Below are 14,343 nucleotides of genomic sequence, written 5' to 3'. Positions count from 1 at the left end.
TTATGGTCACCACTGTTAACTGCCCTACCTGCGGCAAAAATGTCCCTTGGCAGGACGATCAGAAATGGAAACCGTTTTGCAGCGAACGCTGCAAACTGATCGATCTGGGAGAATGGGCCGCTGAGGGCCACAAGATTCCGGGCGAACCGGCATTTAATACGGAGCAGGATCCGGACGACTTTCACTAAGCCAGCAGCGACGCCTGTTTCAATGCGTCGATAATGGCGCTATTCGCCGCCGGAAACTCATCCGCCTGCATCTCGTCCACGGCCTGCCAGCGTAAGGGTTGACCTTCACGACCACTGGGCTCACCCGTAAACTGTGATACCAGCCAGACGTTGAGACTGACTTTTTTATCACCGTAATCATGGTCAATGCGGACAAACGGTTCCGCGTGTTCGACCTGAACACCGAGTTCTTCATGGATTTCGCGTTTCAGGGCATCAAGCATGGTTTCATCGGCCTCGCGTTTACCGCCGGGAAACTCCCACAAACCACCCTGATGTTGATGAGGCTGACGCCAGCTGGTCAGCACTTTGTTATCGCCATTGAGCAATATCGCGACCGCGACCTCCACCTGCTTCATGATGCTTCGTCTTTCAGCAAAAACAGCGCACCACAATAAGGACAGCGCACTTCGCCCTTGTCTTCAAGTGGCAGATAAACGCGTGGGTGGGCATTCCAGGCTGGCATATCAGGCAAAGGGCAGGACAAAGGTAAATCCTTGCGTGTCACATGGTATACCTGCTCGGTACAGGCCGGTCTTTGCTCAGCCATGTTGCCCTCCTGCGATTAAATCGGTAACGCCAGCATCCTGTCCAGAGCCAGTTTGGCCTGTGCTGCTGTGGTTTCATCAACCAGCACCTGGTTGACGACATTACCCTCAACTAGATTCTCCAGCACCCACAACAAATGCTGCGGATCGGTGCGGAACATGGTGGAGCACATGCACACAGTCGGCGACATAAAGTGCACCGATTTGCCTTCCGGCTGGAACTGCTCGTTCAAACGGTTCACCAGGTTTAATTCGGTGCCCACCAGCCAGCGGGTGCCGGGTTCACTGTCAGCAATGGTTTTGACGATATACTCAGTGGAGCCGACGTAATCCGACTTCTGGCAGACTTCAAAGCTGCACTCGGGGTGAGAAATCACCTTGGTTTCCGGATGTTTTTCCAGGAAGTTATCAATCTGCACCGGCTGGAACATCTGATGCACTGAGCAATAGCCTTTCCACAGGATCATTTTGGCGTTTTTCAGTTCTTCCGGGGTCAGGCCGCCCATCGGTTTATCAAAATCCCAGACCACCATTTCATCGAGCGGAATGCCCATCTTGTAGCCGGTATTACGGCCCAGATGCTGATCCGGGAAGAACAGCACTTTTTCACGATTGGAAAACGCCCAGTCCAGCACATGCGGCGCATTGGTCGAGGTGCAGACAATACCGCCGTGCTTGCCGCAGAAGGACTTCAGATCGGCCGCTGAATTGATATAGGTAATCGGCGTGACCATCTCGTCCGGGTCGAGCACTTGCTTCATTTCTTCCCAGGCGCGGTCGACATTAACGCGATTCGCCATATCGGCCATGGAACAGCCTGCCGCCATATCCGGCAGGATCGCAACCTGATCCGGGCGCGACAGAATATCCGCCACTTCTGCCATAAAGTGCACGCCACAGAACACGATGTACTTGGCATCAGAGCTGGCGGCATTGCGTGACAGTTTCAGTGAGTCACCGGAAAAATCAGCGTGACGGAATACTTCATTACGCTGATAGTGGTGGCCGAGAATGACCAGATCATCGCCAAGCTTTTCTTTGGCCGCAGCGATACGGGCTTCGCAGACTTCATCGCTCAGCGAAAAATAGTCATCAAACGGAATTTCTCTGTTGGCCACAATCATGTTTTTCTCCCTATTACTGGGTCTCTGCGTTAGGCAATTTACGCAGGCGAATGTTCAGTTCGCGAAGCTGATCATCACCAATCTGGCTGGGCGCATCGGTCAGCAGACAACTGGCAGACTGGGTTTTAGGGAATGCCATTACATCGCGAATCGACGCTGAGCCGGTCATCAGCATCACCAGCCGATCCAGACCAAATGCCAGGCCACCATGCGGCGGACAGCCATATTTCAGTGCATCCAGCAGGAAGCCGAATTTATCTCTGGCTTCTTCTTCGCCAATGCCCAAAAGTTCAAAGACTTTCTTCTGCACATCGGACTTGTGGATACGAATCGAACCACCGCCCAGTTCCGTCCCATTCAACACCATATCGTAGGCACGTGACAGGCATTTTTCCGGATCTGATTCGAGTAACTCGATATCAGACTCGCGCGGCGCGGTGAACGGATGATGCAATGCATACCAGCGTTCCGTTTTGTCATCCCACTCAAACATCGGGAAGGCTACAACCCACAGCGGACGCCATCCCTTCTCAACCATATCCAGATCATGGCCCAGCTTGACGCGCAAAGCGCCCAGCGATTCATTGACCACGGTGGTTTTATCCGCACCGAAGAACACCAGATCGCCATTTTCAGCGCCCACGCGCTGCATGATCGCTTCTACAACGTCATCAGGCAGGAATTTCAGGATCGGTGATTGCAAGCCTTCACGGCCGGCAGCGACATCGTTGACCTTAATATAGGCCAGCCCTTTGGCACCGTAGATGCCGACAAATTTGGTGTAGTCATCAATTTGCTTGCGGGTCAGCTCATTACCGCCCGGCACACGCAAGGCAGCAACGCGGCCGCGCTCGTCATTGGCCGGGCCGGAGAATACCTTGAAGTCGACTTCTTTCATCAGATCGCTGACTTCCACCAGTTCCAGTGGAATGCGCAGATCGGGCTTGTCACTGCCATAGCGCGCCATGGCCTCGGCATAGGTCATGCGCGGGAATGGGTTGGGCAGTGCTTCTTCAAGCACATTGGCAAACAGGCTGCGGATCAGCTCTTCCATCAGCGACATAAAGTCTTCTTCCTCGACAAACGAGGTTTCGATGTCAAGCTGAGTAAATTCTGGCTGACGGTCAGCGCGCAGATCCTCATCACGGAAGCAGCGCACGACCTGGTAGTAGCGATCCATGCCCGACATCATCAGCAACTGCTTGAACAACTGTGGTGACTGCGGCAGGGCAAAGAACTCGCCCGGATGGGTACGACTGGGCACCAGGTAATCACGGGCGCCTTCCGGGGTGGCCTTGGTCAGGATCGGCGTTTCGATATCAAGGAAGCCGTGATCATCAAGGAAGTTACGCAGATGTCGGGTGATTTGTGAGCGCAGACGCAGGCGCTGTTGCATTTCCGGACGGCGCAGATCGATATAACGATGACGCAGACGGATATCTTCATTGACATCGAGCAGTTCATGCAGCGGGAAAGGCGGGGTTTCCGAGGTGTTCAGAATATCCAGCTTGGTGGCAATAATCTCGATTTTACCGCTTTTCAACTCCGGATTATCACTACCGGCGGGACGTAAACGAACCTTACCTTCAATCTGCAACACATATTCACTGCGTACCCGGTCGGCAGTGGCAAAACTGTCGGCATCTTCCGGATTGCAGACCACCTGTACCAGGCCGTCACGATCCCGCAGGTCAATAAAGATCACGCCACCATGATCTCGACGGCGATGCATCCACCCGACAACCGTGACTGATTGCCCTTCCAACGTTTCGTTAACTTCGCCGCAATAATGGCTACGCATAAAGTTTTCCAATCTTGTTATATCTTGTTTCTAAACTGCCCCGGTGTGACCGGAACCCTATATGTATTGAGCTTGTTGTCTCTATATCGTATTTCTGATGCTGAAACCCAGCTCGGCCATGTCTTCATCAGATGGGACTCGGTTGTTTTTCTTTATTTCGTTCCCAGGACAGGAAGTCATTGGAATGAGACCTGATTCCAGGCTGCTGACTCGCCTCTCAGACAACAGCGCTTGATCGAGACTGCCGAAAAGCGCTTCCGCAAATTGCCCACGATCATACCGGTTGCGAGCACTAACACAACCGCCAGCGAGATGCCGGGGCCATATCATCACGCCTCAATGGCTTGTCCGCATGATGTCCGGCCGTCGGGTAATAACGCATCACAGACGATATATAATAAGTTCAGTGGCAGCCACATCCGCTTGCGCAGGCAGCTGCTTCAGTCTTTTTTGCGCTTTCGGCCGCCTTCCCGGTTTCAGCGAGATTACGTTTGCTGCCGGTTTTAAAATCTGTTTCATACCAGCCCTGACCTTTAAGTCTGAAACCGGCCGCCGAGACCAGCTTACGTAATTCTGGCGCTTCACAGGCAGGGCAGTGAACCAGCGGCTGATCACTGATTTTCTGCAATGCCTCAAATTCATGGTTACAGGCATCACAACGATATTCATAGAGCGGCATGCTGTTGTCCTCACATACATCAATTTAACAGTTTGTCTAAATGCGGCCCGCAAGCAGCTTTTCAAGACTTAAGCGCATAATTATAACCAAAAAATCTCCAACCCGCCGCATGCCTGCCAATGCCTGAGTGGATGTCGAAATCCTGCTGCTAGTGTGTTGATGACTATTTTTACTGGCTTGGAATGAGGCATATGCCACAATCAGGAGCGGATCGTTTTTGGACTTTTCCCTCGGGGTCAGGTTAGTATGTCGCGCGGTCTCGGACTCAACTAAGTCAATAACAACAAGAAAATATTGATTTAGTTCTGTTCAGTTTCGGTTCAGTTTGGCTATGCCACACTGGCACCGCACTGAGGCAAATAACCTAAAAAACGAGAGGAACCATAATGAAATACGGTAAATCACTTATTGCTGCCGCAATGGGCGCAGCTACCCTGATGTCTACTGCAGCGATGGCTGAAAACCACGTTGTTTCTGCTTCAATCACTGCATTCAAACCAATGGTTGTAGTTGCACAACCCGGTGACACTGTTTCCTGGGAAAACATGAACGGCCACATTGCTAACACCAAGTTTGTTACTGCAGACGGCGAAGTGGAGTTCATTCCTGAAGGTGCAACGGGCTGGACTTCTGCCATGGGTGAAAACTTCACCACACCAGAGCTGACCGTTGAAGGTGTTTACCTGTACAAATGTGACCCTCACTGGGGTGCTGGTATGGGCGGCGCGATTGTCGTCGGCGAACCGACTAACCTGGAAGCCATCAAAGCGACCGATCCTAAAGGCGCGCTGGGCCGTCTGGTTAGAAAAACAGATAAAGCACTCAAATAAGAAACCGCTTTAATCGGTTTAATCGAAAGCCCGCCTGGTTTCAGGCGGGCTTTTTTGATCCTATTGCCCCCGCGATATGCTAAAATTTAAGAGTTTATTTACTCGGTTATCAATTATTCACCTTGTGAAACATTATTTACCTTAGATAAAATCACAAGGAATAAGCTATTTAAGAATGCTGGGGGAAATCCTTCAATGAGTCAGTCTATCGATACCGGCAAACGGCGCTTCCTCACGGCTGCCGCCAGCGTTGTCGGCGGTGCCGGTGCAGCTGCTGTCGCCGTACCTTTCGTCTCATCCATGTTACCCAGTGCCAAGGCAGAAGCCGCTGGCGCGCCGGTAGAAGTGGATATCAGCAAACTGGAGTCAGGCCAGCTCCTGACCGTCGAGTGGCGGGGCAAACCGGTGTGGATCTTCCGCCGCAGCCCGGAAGCGCTCACCAACCTGGAAAGCCTCAACGACACGTTGCGCGACCCCGCCAGTGAAGTGGCGACCCAGCAACCGGAATATTGTCAGAATGACACCCGTGCGATTCGTGAAGAATTGATGGTGTTAGTGGGTATTTGTACTCACCTGGGCTGTTCACCCACTTATCGCCCGGAACTGGCACCTGCTGATCTGGGCGAAGACTGGAAAGGCGGCTTTTTCTGCCCTTGTCACGGTTCACGTTTTGACCTGGCAGGCCGGGTATTCCAGGGTGTTCCGGCACCGAAAAACCTGCAAGTCCCACCTTATCACTTCCAGGGCGATAACCTGGTTGTGGTGGGCGAAGATGCCGAAGGAGTCGCCTGATGTCTAGCTTTATGAATTGGCTGGATGCCCGTTTCCCGGCATCCAAGATGTGGAAAGAACATCTTTCCGAATATTACGCACCGAAGAACTTCAACTTCTGGTATTTCTTCGGTTCGCTCGCTCTGCTTATCCTGGTAATGCAAATCGTTACCGGTATCTTCCTGACCATGAACTACAAACCGGATGCCGCCACCGCCTTTGCCTCGGTGGAATACATCATGCGTGATGTTGAGTGGGGCTGGCTGATCCGTTACCTGCATTCAACCGGCGCCTCGGCATTCTTCGTGGTGGTTTATCTGCATATGTTCCGTGGCCTGATATACGGTTCTTATAAACAGCCTCGCGAACTGGTCTGGATCTTCGGCATGCTGATTTACCTGACCCTGATGGCCGAAGCCTTCATGGGCTATCTGCTGCCCTGGGGGCAAATGTCCTACTGGGGTGCTCAGGTCATTATCTCGCTATTCGGCGCCATTCCGGTGGTCGGTGAACAACTGGCCCTGTGGATCCGGGGTGACTTCGTCGTTGCCGATGCCACGCTGAACCGTTTCTTTGCTTTCCACGTTATTGCCCTGCCGCTGGTGCTGCTGGGTCTGGTTGTCGCCCACATCATTGCCCTGCATGAGGTCGGCTCCAATAACCCGGACGGTGTGGAAATCAAGAAAAACAAGGATGCCAATGGCAAACCGGTTGATGGCATTCCTTTCCACCCTTACTACACAGTGAAAGATATCGTCGGCGTTATCGTGTTCCTGTTTATTTTCGCGCTGGTGCTGTTCTACGCACCGGAAGGCGGTGGCTGGTTCCTGGAGAAAGACAACTTCGTCCCTGCCGATCCGCTGAAAACACCGGAGCATATCGTGCCGCTGTGGTACTTCACACCGTTCTACGCCATTTTGCGCGCAGTACCGGATAAACTGATGGGCGTTATCGCCATGGGCGGCGCCATTGTCTTCCTGTTCCTGCTGCCATGGCTGGATCGCAGTCCGGTGAGATCCATCCGTTACCGTGGTCCGCTGTTCAAGATTGCACTGGTGCTGTTTATTATCAGCTTCCTGGCTCTGGGCTATCTGGGCACACAGCCTGCGACCACCATTTATACAATGGCAGCGCGGGTGTTCTCAGTGATTTATTTTGCTTTCTTTATCTTTATGCCGATCTACACCAAGCTCGACAAGGATAAACCGGTGCCAGAAAGGGTGACATTCCAATGAGATCATTCATTATTGCCGCTATTTTTGCTTTTTTCACGCTACCTGCGATGGCCGCTTCCGGCGGTGTCGAGCTTGATCATGTTGATATTGATATTACCGATCAGGCTTCCCTGCAGCGTGGTGCACAAACCTTCGTCAATTACTGTCTGAGCTGTCACTCAGCCTCGTTCATGCGTTACAACCGCATGGCCAAAGATCTGGGGCTGAGCGATGATCAAGTCAAAGACAACCTGATGTTTGCTTCCGACAAAATCGGTGACACTATGACGGTGGCGATGCGTGCCGAGGATGCTGAAAAATGGTTTGGTGTGACTCCGCCCGATCTGTCTGTCATTGCCCGCGCCCGGGGTACCGACTGGCTCTACACCTATCTGCGTACCTTCTACCTGGATGATTCAAGGCCTATGGGTACGAATAACGTGGCCTTCAAAGATGTTGGTATGCCTCACGTTTTGTGGGAACAGCAGGGTTATCTGGCCAAGGATGAGCATGGCGAGTTAAGTGTCGCCCAGAAAGGGGATATGACGCCGCATCAATATGATCAGATGACCTATGATCTGGTCAACTTCCTGGCTTATATCAGTGAACCGTCAAAACTACAGCGTATGGCCCTGGCCAAATGGGTCCTGCTCTATCTGTTCATTTTCTTCCTGGTCGCTTATCCACTGAAAAAAGCATTTTGGAAAGATGTGCATTAAATGCAGGGAAACAGCAGCGGGTTACAAACATGAATAACAATCGCCGTTCAATGATGACTGTGTTTTCTGATCCGGCCTGCCCGTTCAGTCATCAGACGCGCATCGTCATGCAGGAAAAGGCGATAGATGCCAACCTTGAAACACTCAATGGGGAATGGCCTGAAGAGGTGGCGGCAGCCAATCCTTATGGTACTGGCCCGACGCTGTTCGAACGGGATCTGGTGTTGTTCGACAGTCGGGTGATTATTGATTACTTTGATGAGCGCTTCCCCCACCCGCCGTTGATGCCGGTTGATCCGGCAGCCCGTGCCAAATCGCGTTTAATGCTGCACCGTATCGACCGTGACTGGTATTCTTTATGGAATGCGCTGTCCGGTAAAGAACGCGGCAAAGCCAGCAAAGCACGTAGAGTCATTCAGGAAGATCTGACCGTGCTGGCGCCCTTGTTTGAAAGCACGCCCTATTTTATGAGTGAAGAGTTCTCATTGCTTGACTGCAGCCTTGCTCCTTTATTGTGGCGCTTACCTTCACTCAATATTAAATTGCCTGAGTCGGCTCGTGCTGTAGAACGCTATGCCGAGCGAATCTTCGCCCGCGACAGTTTCCAGGCCAGCCTCAGTGATACCGAAAAAACAATGCGTTAATTTATGAGCATGTCATCGCAAAAACCGTATCTGATCCGTGCCATTCATGAATGGCTGCTGGATAACCAGTGCACGCCCTATGTGCTGGTCAACACCCACCATGAAGGGGTACAGGTGCCGCTGGACTACGTCAAAGACGGCCGCATCGTGCTCAATATTGCGCCTGATGCGATACGTGACCTGCTTATCGATAATGAATGGATCAGCTTCTCAGCGCGGTTTGCCGGTAAAGCCATGGATGTGTTTATTCCGATTGTCTCGGTACAGGCCATTTACGGTAAGGAAAACAATGAGGGCATGTTCTTCCCCGACGAAGAGACCCCGCCTCCGACACCGGATCCTGATGATGAAGGCCCAGGCAATGGTCAGAAGGACAAGGGCCGCCCCAGCCTTAAAGTGGTCAAGTAGCCGATGATTAAACACCTCCGGCGCCTAATCGCCGGGATCGGGACAGATCAATAAGCTAGAGCTGATACTTTTCCATCCGATAGCGCATCGCCATGCGCGTCAGTCCCAGTTCCCGCGCTGCCTTGGAAACATTGCCATCGGTGCTTGCCAGCGCTTTTTCCAGCAACAGTTTTTCCACCTGTTCCATGGTCATGCTAGCCAGAGCATTGAGCTCATCTGTCTGGGGCCGGGCAGCAACTGGCGATTCATGCAGCATCAGCATTGTTTCATCAATTTGTCTGCCGCTTGAGAGCATCACCGAGCGCTCAATCACATGCTGCAGTTCGCGCACATTACCCGGCCAGTGATAGTGCTGCAGTTGGCTTAACGCCTGCGGGCTGAATGAGGGCGTTGCCAGTCGATAACGTCGGGCGACAGCATCAGCAAAATGCGTCGCCAGCAAGCTGATATCCGGTTTTCTTTCCCTTAGCGGCGGCAGGTCCAGATTGATGACCTTGAGTCTGAAATAGAGATCGGAACGGAACAGCCCCTCAGCGACCATTTGTTGCAAATCACGGTTACTGGCAGCCACAAAGTGAGCATTGACCCGGTGCTCACGAGTCGACCCGAGCCGTCGAACTTGTCGCCGTTCAAGCACATTGAGCAGCTTGGACTGCAGCGCCAGCGGCAACTCCCCCACTTCATCCAGAAACAGGGTGCCGCCTTCGGCCACTTCAATCAGTCCGGGTTTGCTTTGATGCGCATTGGTAAAGGCGCCGCGTTCATAGCCGAATAATTCGGCTTCGATAAGTTCTGCCGGCAACGAAGCACAGTCAACATGCACATAAGGCTGCTGACGCCAGCTACCGGAAGCATGGTAAAGTCTTGCCAACACATCCTTTCCGGTGCCGGTTTCTCCATTGATGAGGATAACGGGAGGTTCGCCCTCGCTCTGATTGACCAATGTGACTATCCGTTCAAGTTGCTGGCGCAGATGCAGCATTGATGCAGTCTGACCGATCATGGTCACTGGTTCATTTGCGTGACTCTCTCTCACCTGTGAATAATCAAGCTGACGTTTGAGCTGGCTGGTCGCCGTGACCTTGCCCAGTATCAATACCAGTTCCTCCAGATCGACCGGCTTTTTCAGGTAATCATTGGCGCCCTGCTTCATGGCCGCGACGGCATCTTCCAGCTCGCCGTAGGCGGTCATCATCACCACTGGCAGATGATGACGCTGTTCATCCGCGCGTATTTCACGTAATAGCTCAAGGCCGCTACCATCAGGCAGGCGCACATCGAGCAGAATAATATCCGGCAGGCTCTCCTGCAGGCTGTTTCTTGCGACTGCCAGACTACCGCTGACCGTGCCTGTGTGCCCCTCTCGCTGTAGCCGGCGCAACACAGACTTGGCGAACAGGGTTTCATCTTCTATCAGCAGAACATTGAGCATATTTTCTTAACTCCGGGCCTGACTACTGGCGTGGCAGCGATATGATAACCCGGGTGCCGCGTCCGCGTTCGGCATCATAGCGCAACTGACCATGATGCTGCTTGATAACCTTGAGTGCAAACGGGATACCCAGCCCATAGCTGAGACGCTTGGTTTCGCCACCCGTCACCTGTTCAGTGAGCGGGTCGAAACGCATGCCAGCACCTTCATCGCAAATCATCAGTTCAACCTGCTTCGCATCCTGCTGATAAACACATTCAATCACCGCTCCCGGGGGGGAAGCTTCGACGGCGTTTTGCAGCAGGTTGAACACGGCCTGCTCCATCAGGTGATTATCCAGACTCACTTCACTGGCCGATATCTGCCAGCCCGACTTCTCCAGCCTGATGTGTTTATCATCGAACTGAATCTGCATCAGCGCGATGACATCATCTGTCAGTTGACGCAAAGACTGATGACTGAAATGCGGCTGGCTGGGATGCAGGTAACTGAGTAGAGAAGTCACCCAGTTTTCCAGTCGATCTACACAAATAATAATATCTTTCAGCGCATCACTGACCGCCGGTTCCGGCTGCTCATCCAGCGTGACCTGCGCAGCAGCGCGGATTGCCGCCAGCGGGTTACGAATATTGTGGGCGACCAGCGGCACCAGCTCTGCCATAGCAGCCTGCTTTTCAGCCTCAACCAGCTTATCGCGGTTGCTGGCCAGTTCAGCAGCCATCTGGTTGATGGCACCGGCCAGACGAACCAGCTCATCAAGCCCCATATGCGGGATCTGGTGAGCCAGATCGCCGTTACTGATACGTCTGGCACCATGCATCACCCTTGCCAGGGGTTTTAACAGATTTGTTTGTACATAACGCCGTGACAACAATAGCAAGCCTATCGCTATCAACACCGGTATCGGTATCAGCATGGTCATTTGTGACAGCCAACGCTGACGCCGTTCTGTCAAAGCCTGCTGTTCAGTTTTGAGCAAGCTGTCAAAGCGGCTGAAGGCGGTCTCAAGCCGGGAAAAAGTCTGTTGTTCGAGTTGTTTATCCAGCAGCTTCCTTTGCTGGGCATTGAGACTTTTCAGCCCCAGTAACTGGCGTGTTTGCTGGTAGAAGTCCTGATAGGCCTGGCTGACCCGCTCAATCGCCTGTGTTTCCTGCTGATTGACAGCAAGCTGGTTGAGATCAGCCAGATAACCATTAATACGCTCAAGGTAATGCGCATACTCATCTGCCGCATACTTGTCGCGCAGAAAGGCGGCATCAAACACTTCTTTGAGCTGGCGGTAGAGCTCGCCGCGGACATTCTGGCCATGGCTGTTCATCGCGCTCAGGCGCAATGATTCGGCTGAACTCTTCTGCCAGGCATAAGCCCAGCCGACCGCTGCCGTTGCCGTGACCAGGATCAGCAGCACGAAACTCAGCTCATGCAATAGCAGCGCACCCTGAATATTATGAAAGCGTCGGAAAATTTTCATCCATAAAAAAACGGGCTCTGAGGCCCGTTTTTCCTTTCCATTAATTATCTTTGGGGTCAGAGACCTTCATTGTAACCCGCAAAGGTGATGGATTCATCAACCAGCGTAGGCGCACCTTCTTCCCATTCTTCACCATCAGGCACGACGGTGCGAACCTGGTAGATTTCGCCCGGAATCGCCTCTGAGACAGTGAAAATATAGTATTTTCCGGCGTAGAGCTTGTAGCGGCTGTTTTTGGGATCATTGATATAAGGCTGAACAATATACTGGGTGCCTTTAACGGTTTCACCGTTGTAATCAATGTCGACTTGTTTTTTGTCGGCACCTTGCGCAAAGGCCCAACGCAGCTTACGCTGGAAATAGCGCCATTCACCTCCAGTCAGTCGTTTCATTTCATGAACGTCAAACTCCAGGAACAGCACAAACACGCCATTACCGCGCTGATTTTCCATCGCTTCATAGGGACGGTTATGTTTACCGGTGAAAAATTCGTAAGCTAAATCACGGCGGCCGGTATTGCGGATATTGGAGACCGATACCTTGATGGTATCTTCGCGAGAGTCATCGACCACGCTGTCTTTTGAGTACTGGTAGGTGATAACGCCCGGTTTCTCAATATTGTCCAGGTGGGCAGCATCAAACAGTACATTGTTGATTTCGGAAAAGCCGGGCGCTGCCGACACTGTCGCCACAGCGAACAGCATCCAGCTTGTCAAAAGGGTTATGCCTAAATGTTTCAACATGGTTACCTCATTCTCTCGTTTCTGGGATGTTATGCTTAGGTCACTTCCCGGTTTACTAAAGCTTATCTATGTTTATTGTTGAACGCTTGAGAGCATTTCTTATTATTGTGACTAGTCTGGTGCTGATCAGTTGCCAGCCTCAGACAGAAAATCGTATCTACGAAAAGCAAAGTCGTTACAGCTTCGAAGATACGATATTAAATCTGGATATTGCTATCTCAGAATATAACTACCGTATTATACATCGTAGTCATATCGGTCAGGCTGTGCGGGATCGGGGTGATAAAGACTTTCCGTTGTCCACCATTACCAGCTTTTGCAACATTACCTATGCCAAGGAAATGATGGAAATCAACCCGCTGCTGATTAATGAGATGCCCTGTAACATCGGTGTCAGACAAACCGAAGACGGTAAAGTCATCATCGGCACTAAACTGATGAATGAACAGGTATCTGATAACGCTCAGCAGGCATTCGCCAAAAAAATCAATCAAAACCTTAAAGGCATAATCGGGGCCACCATTGAGTAGCCCCGATCTGACTGATGATTAATCGTCATCATCCTCTTTACGAGGACGTTTCTTCGGATAAGGGTTCACATTTTCCAGCGACGGGAAGTGATATTCAGCAATGATGGCGTTAATATCATCACGGCGCTTGTCGATGAACTTGTTCAGCAGTTCATTCCATTTCTTATCCTGGTAGCGTGTGCCCATACTGAAGCTGAATACCATCGCTTCACCCAGCTCATTGAGCGGGTTCACGGTCATCGGCACATCTGAAACACTGGCATAGTAACCGGCAATCGGCCCCCACAGCAGCGCTACGTCGATTTCACCTTCTGCCAGTGGACCTTTAATGATACGACCAGCATTTTCACGCACGTCACCACTCATCATCTGGTAATACTGGATTTGATCAGCCAGTCCCAGTTCAAGCAGTTTTTTGGTCGTAACACCACGATCGAAAATACCAATACGCAATGGACCCTGCTCTTTACTGACTCTGGCAATATCTTCCAGATTGTTCAGCTCGTAGCCTTCGCCTTTGCGGTAAACCACAGCTTCAATCGAGCTCCAATAGGGCTTGGTTGGCTTCAGGAAGTCAGTATGCTGAGGAATACTCATGGCCAGATCGCAAAGGAAGCGACCAGTTTGTGGATCGGTTTTTTTGATCGTATTACGGGAGAAACCAATACGCTGTGGGAAATAGTAGTACTCAACAGGTAAGCCCAGCTCCTCACCCAGCATTTCGGCAATCCTGTTGTCGAAACCTTCGCCTTTATTATTAGAGTAAGGCAGGTTATAGCCATCGGCACAGACTCTGACGGCTTCCTGACCGGGCAGGGGTTTCAGATCTTCTGCCTGAGCGGTGACTGAACTCAGTAACAACCCGGATAGTAATATTGTCCAGCGCTGGAAATGCGTCATTCTCTCTTCCTTTTATTGCTTTTAAAAAACGTCAGACCCTTAACCTACCATATTTGTTTCATAAATACCTGTGGGAAAAACTCCCTGTTTTTACTTGGCTTCAAGAGCAGCTGCCCCTTATTCATCAACACCTTGCCATGAAGCGCTTCACCGGCATTACGGGTTTGATTATCGGGTAGTTCATAAAAAAAGACCCGACATCTTGCGATGCCGGGCCTTTTGTCAGACTTATCAGATTAATCGCTTAATCTGTTTGGGTCTTGGTCTTACAGGCTAAATACGCTCAGAACACCACCCAGGTT

Annotated in this window: 17 protein-coding genes; 8 read left to right on the top strand and 9 right to left on the bottom strand. The window is 51.6% G+C overall.

All coding sequences use genetic code 11. From position 1 onward, the window contains the following. The first annotated feature begins 2 nt into the window (after positions 1–2). Complete coding sequence (gene yacG / locus Q0X64_RS13005; RefSeq protein WP_297813935.1) at positions 3–188, top strand: DNA gyrase inhibitor YacG; 186 nt, start codon at positions 3–5, stop codon at positions 186–188. On the opposite strand, the gene mutT is transcribed toward yacG, so the two are convergent. From mutT to Q0X64_RS12980, 5 genes are all read right to left on the bottom strand, one after another. Then, positions 185–586, bottom strand: a complete 402-nt coding sequence (gene mutT, locus Q0X64_RS13000; RefSeq protein ID WP_297813932.1) for an 8-oxo-dGTP diphosphatase MutT — start codon at positions 584–586, stop codon at positions 185–187. The two genes, yacG and mutT, sit on opposite strands and share 4 nt — an antisense overlap. Next, positions 583–777 (bottom strand): zinc-finger domain-containing protein, encoded by a 195-nt coding sequence (locus Q0X64_RS12995; RefSeq protein WP_297813929.1) that lies wholly within the window; start codon positions 775–777, stop codon positions 583–585. Before Q0X64_RS12995 ends, mutT begins: the two co-directional genes overlap by 4 nt. A 15-nt stretch (positions 778–792) precedes the next feature. Further along, on the bottom strand, positions 793–1,899 hold the full coding sequence (gene nadA / locus Q0X64_RS12990; RefSeq protein ID WP_297813927.1) for a quinolinate synthase NadA: 1,107 nt from the start codon (positions 1,897–1,899) through the stop codon (positions 793–795). Between the two features lie 13 nt (positions 1,900–1,912). Next, positions 1,913–3,700 carry an aspartate--tRNA ligase gene (gene aspS, locus Q0X64_RS12985; protein WP_297813923.1) on the bottom strand — a complete coding sequence of 596 codons (1,788 nt, stop codon included), beginning with the start codon at positions 3,698–3,700 and terminating at the stop codon, positions 1,913–1,915. Between the two features lie 403 nt (positions 3,701–4,103). Further along, a complete protein-coding gene (locus Q0X64_RS12980) occupies positions 4,104–4,379 on the bottom strand; it encodes a zinc ribbon domain-containing protein (protein WP_297813920.1) in 276 nt (91 codons plus the stop codon). A gap of 386 nt (positions 4,380–4,765) precedes the next feature. On the opposite strand from Q0X64_RS12980, the gene Q0X64_RS12975 reads away from it, so the two are divergent. From Q0X64_RS12975 to Q0X64_RS12950, 6 genes are all read left to right on the top strand, one after another. Further along, positions 4,766–5,209 carry a plastocyanin/azurin family copper-binding protein gene (locus tag Q0X64_RS12975; protein WP_297813917.1) on the top strand — a complete coding sequence of 148 codons (444 nt, stop codon included), beginning with the start codon at positions 4,766–4,768 and terminating at the stop codon, positions 5,207–5,209. A 195-nt stretch (positions 5,210–5,404) separates the two neighbouring features. Then, complete coding sequence (petA, locus tag Q0X64_RS12970; RefSeq protein ID WP_297813914.1) at positions 5,405–6,001, top strand: ubiquinol-cytochrome c reductase iron-sulfur subunit; 597 nt, start codon at positions 5,405–5,407, stop codon at positions 5,999–6,001. After that, a complete protein-coding gene (locus tag Q0X64_RS12965; RefSeq protein ID WP_297814086.1) occupies positions 5,998–7,215 on the top strand; it encodes a cytochrome bc complex cytochrome b subunit in 1,218 nt (405 codons plus the stop codon). The genes petA and Q0X64_RS12965 overlap by 4 nt, the downstream gene beginning before the upstream one ends. Beyond that, entirely contained in the window at positions 7,212–7,913 is a 702-nt protein-coding gene (locus Q0X64_RS12960; protein ID WP_297813911.1) for a cytochrome c1, read from the top strand. Before Q0X64_RS12965 ends, Q0X64_RS12960 begins: the two co-directional genes overlap by 4 nt. A 29-nt stretch (positions 7,914–7,942) precedes the next feature. Continuing rightward, the gene (locus tag Q0X64_RS12955; RefSeq protein ID WP_297813909.1) at positions 7,943–8,557 is read left to right on the top strand and encodes a glutathione S-transferase N-terminal domain-containing protein; all 615 of its coding nucleotides are present in this window, start codon (positions 7,943–7,945) and stop codon (positions 8,555–8,557) included. Positions 8,558–8,560: 3 nt separating this feature from the next. Further along, positions 8,561–8,965, top strand: coding sequence for a ClpXP protease specificity-enhancing factor (locus tag Q0X64_RS12950; RefSeq protein WP_297813906.1), 405 nt, complete (start codon positions 8,561–8,563; stop codon positions 8,963–8,965). A 55-nt stretch (positions 8,966–9,020) separates the two neighbouring features. Here the strand turns inward: Q0X64_RS12950 and Q0X64_RS12945 are convergent, their stop codons facing one another. The 3 genes from Q0X64_RS12945 to Q0X64_RS12935 are packed head-to-tail and all read right to left on the bottom strand — an operon-like array spanning position 9,021 to position 12,611. Further along, positions 9,021–10,397 (bottom strand): sigma-54 dependent transcriptional regulator, encoded by a 1,377-nt coding sequence (locus tag Q0X64_RS12945; RefSeq protein WP_297813903.1) that lies wholly within the window; start codon positions 10,395–10,397, stop codon positions 9,021–9,023. A gap of 22 nt (positions 10,398–10,419) precedes the next feature. Further along, positions 10,420–11,868, bottom strand: a complete 1,449-nt coding sequence (locus tag Q0X64_RS12940) for an ATP-binding protein (protein WP_297813899.1) — start codon at positions 11,866–11,868, stop codon at positions 10,420–10,422. A gap of 56 nt (positions 11,869–11,924) precedes the next feature. Continuing rightward, positions 11,925–12,611 (bottom strand): hypothetical protein, encoded by a 687-nt coding sequence (locus tag Q0X64_RS12935; protein WP_297813897.1) that lies wholly within the window; start codon positions 12,609–12,611, stop codon positions 11,925–11,927. A 68-nt stretch (positions 12,612–12,679) separates the two neighbouring features. Between Q0X64_RS12935 and Q0X64_RS12930 the strand changes: the two genes are divergently transcribed. Then, a complete protein-coding gene (locus tag Q0X64_RS12930; RefSeq protein ID WP_297813893.1) occupies positions 12,680–13,141 on the top strand; it encodes a DUF302 domain-containing protein in 462 nt (153 codons plus the stop codon). An 18-nt stretch (positions 13,142–13,159) separates the two neighbouring features. On the opposite strand, the gene Q0X64_RS12925 is transcribed toward Q0X64_RS12930, so the two are convergent. Then, positions 13,160–14,041 (bottom strand): quinoprotein dehydrogenase-associated putative ABC transporter substrate-binding protein, encoded by an 882-nt coding sequence (locus Q0X64_RS12925; protein ID WP_297813890.1) that lies wholly within the window; start codon positions 14,039–14,041, stop codon positions 13,160–13,162. Positions 14,042–14,343 lie beyond the last annotated feature (302 nt).

The sequence above is a fragment of the uncultured Methylophaga sp. genome, assembly GCF_947259025.1.
Taxonomy (GTDB): domain Bacteria; phylum Pseudomonadota; class Gammaproteobacteria; order Nitrosococcales; family Methylophagaceae; genus Methylophaga.
Note: the sequence above shows the minus strand (reverse complement) of the source record. Positions and strands in the feature narration are given on the sequence as shown.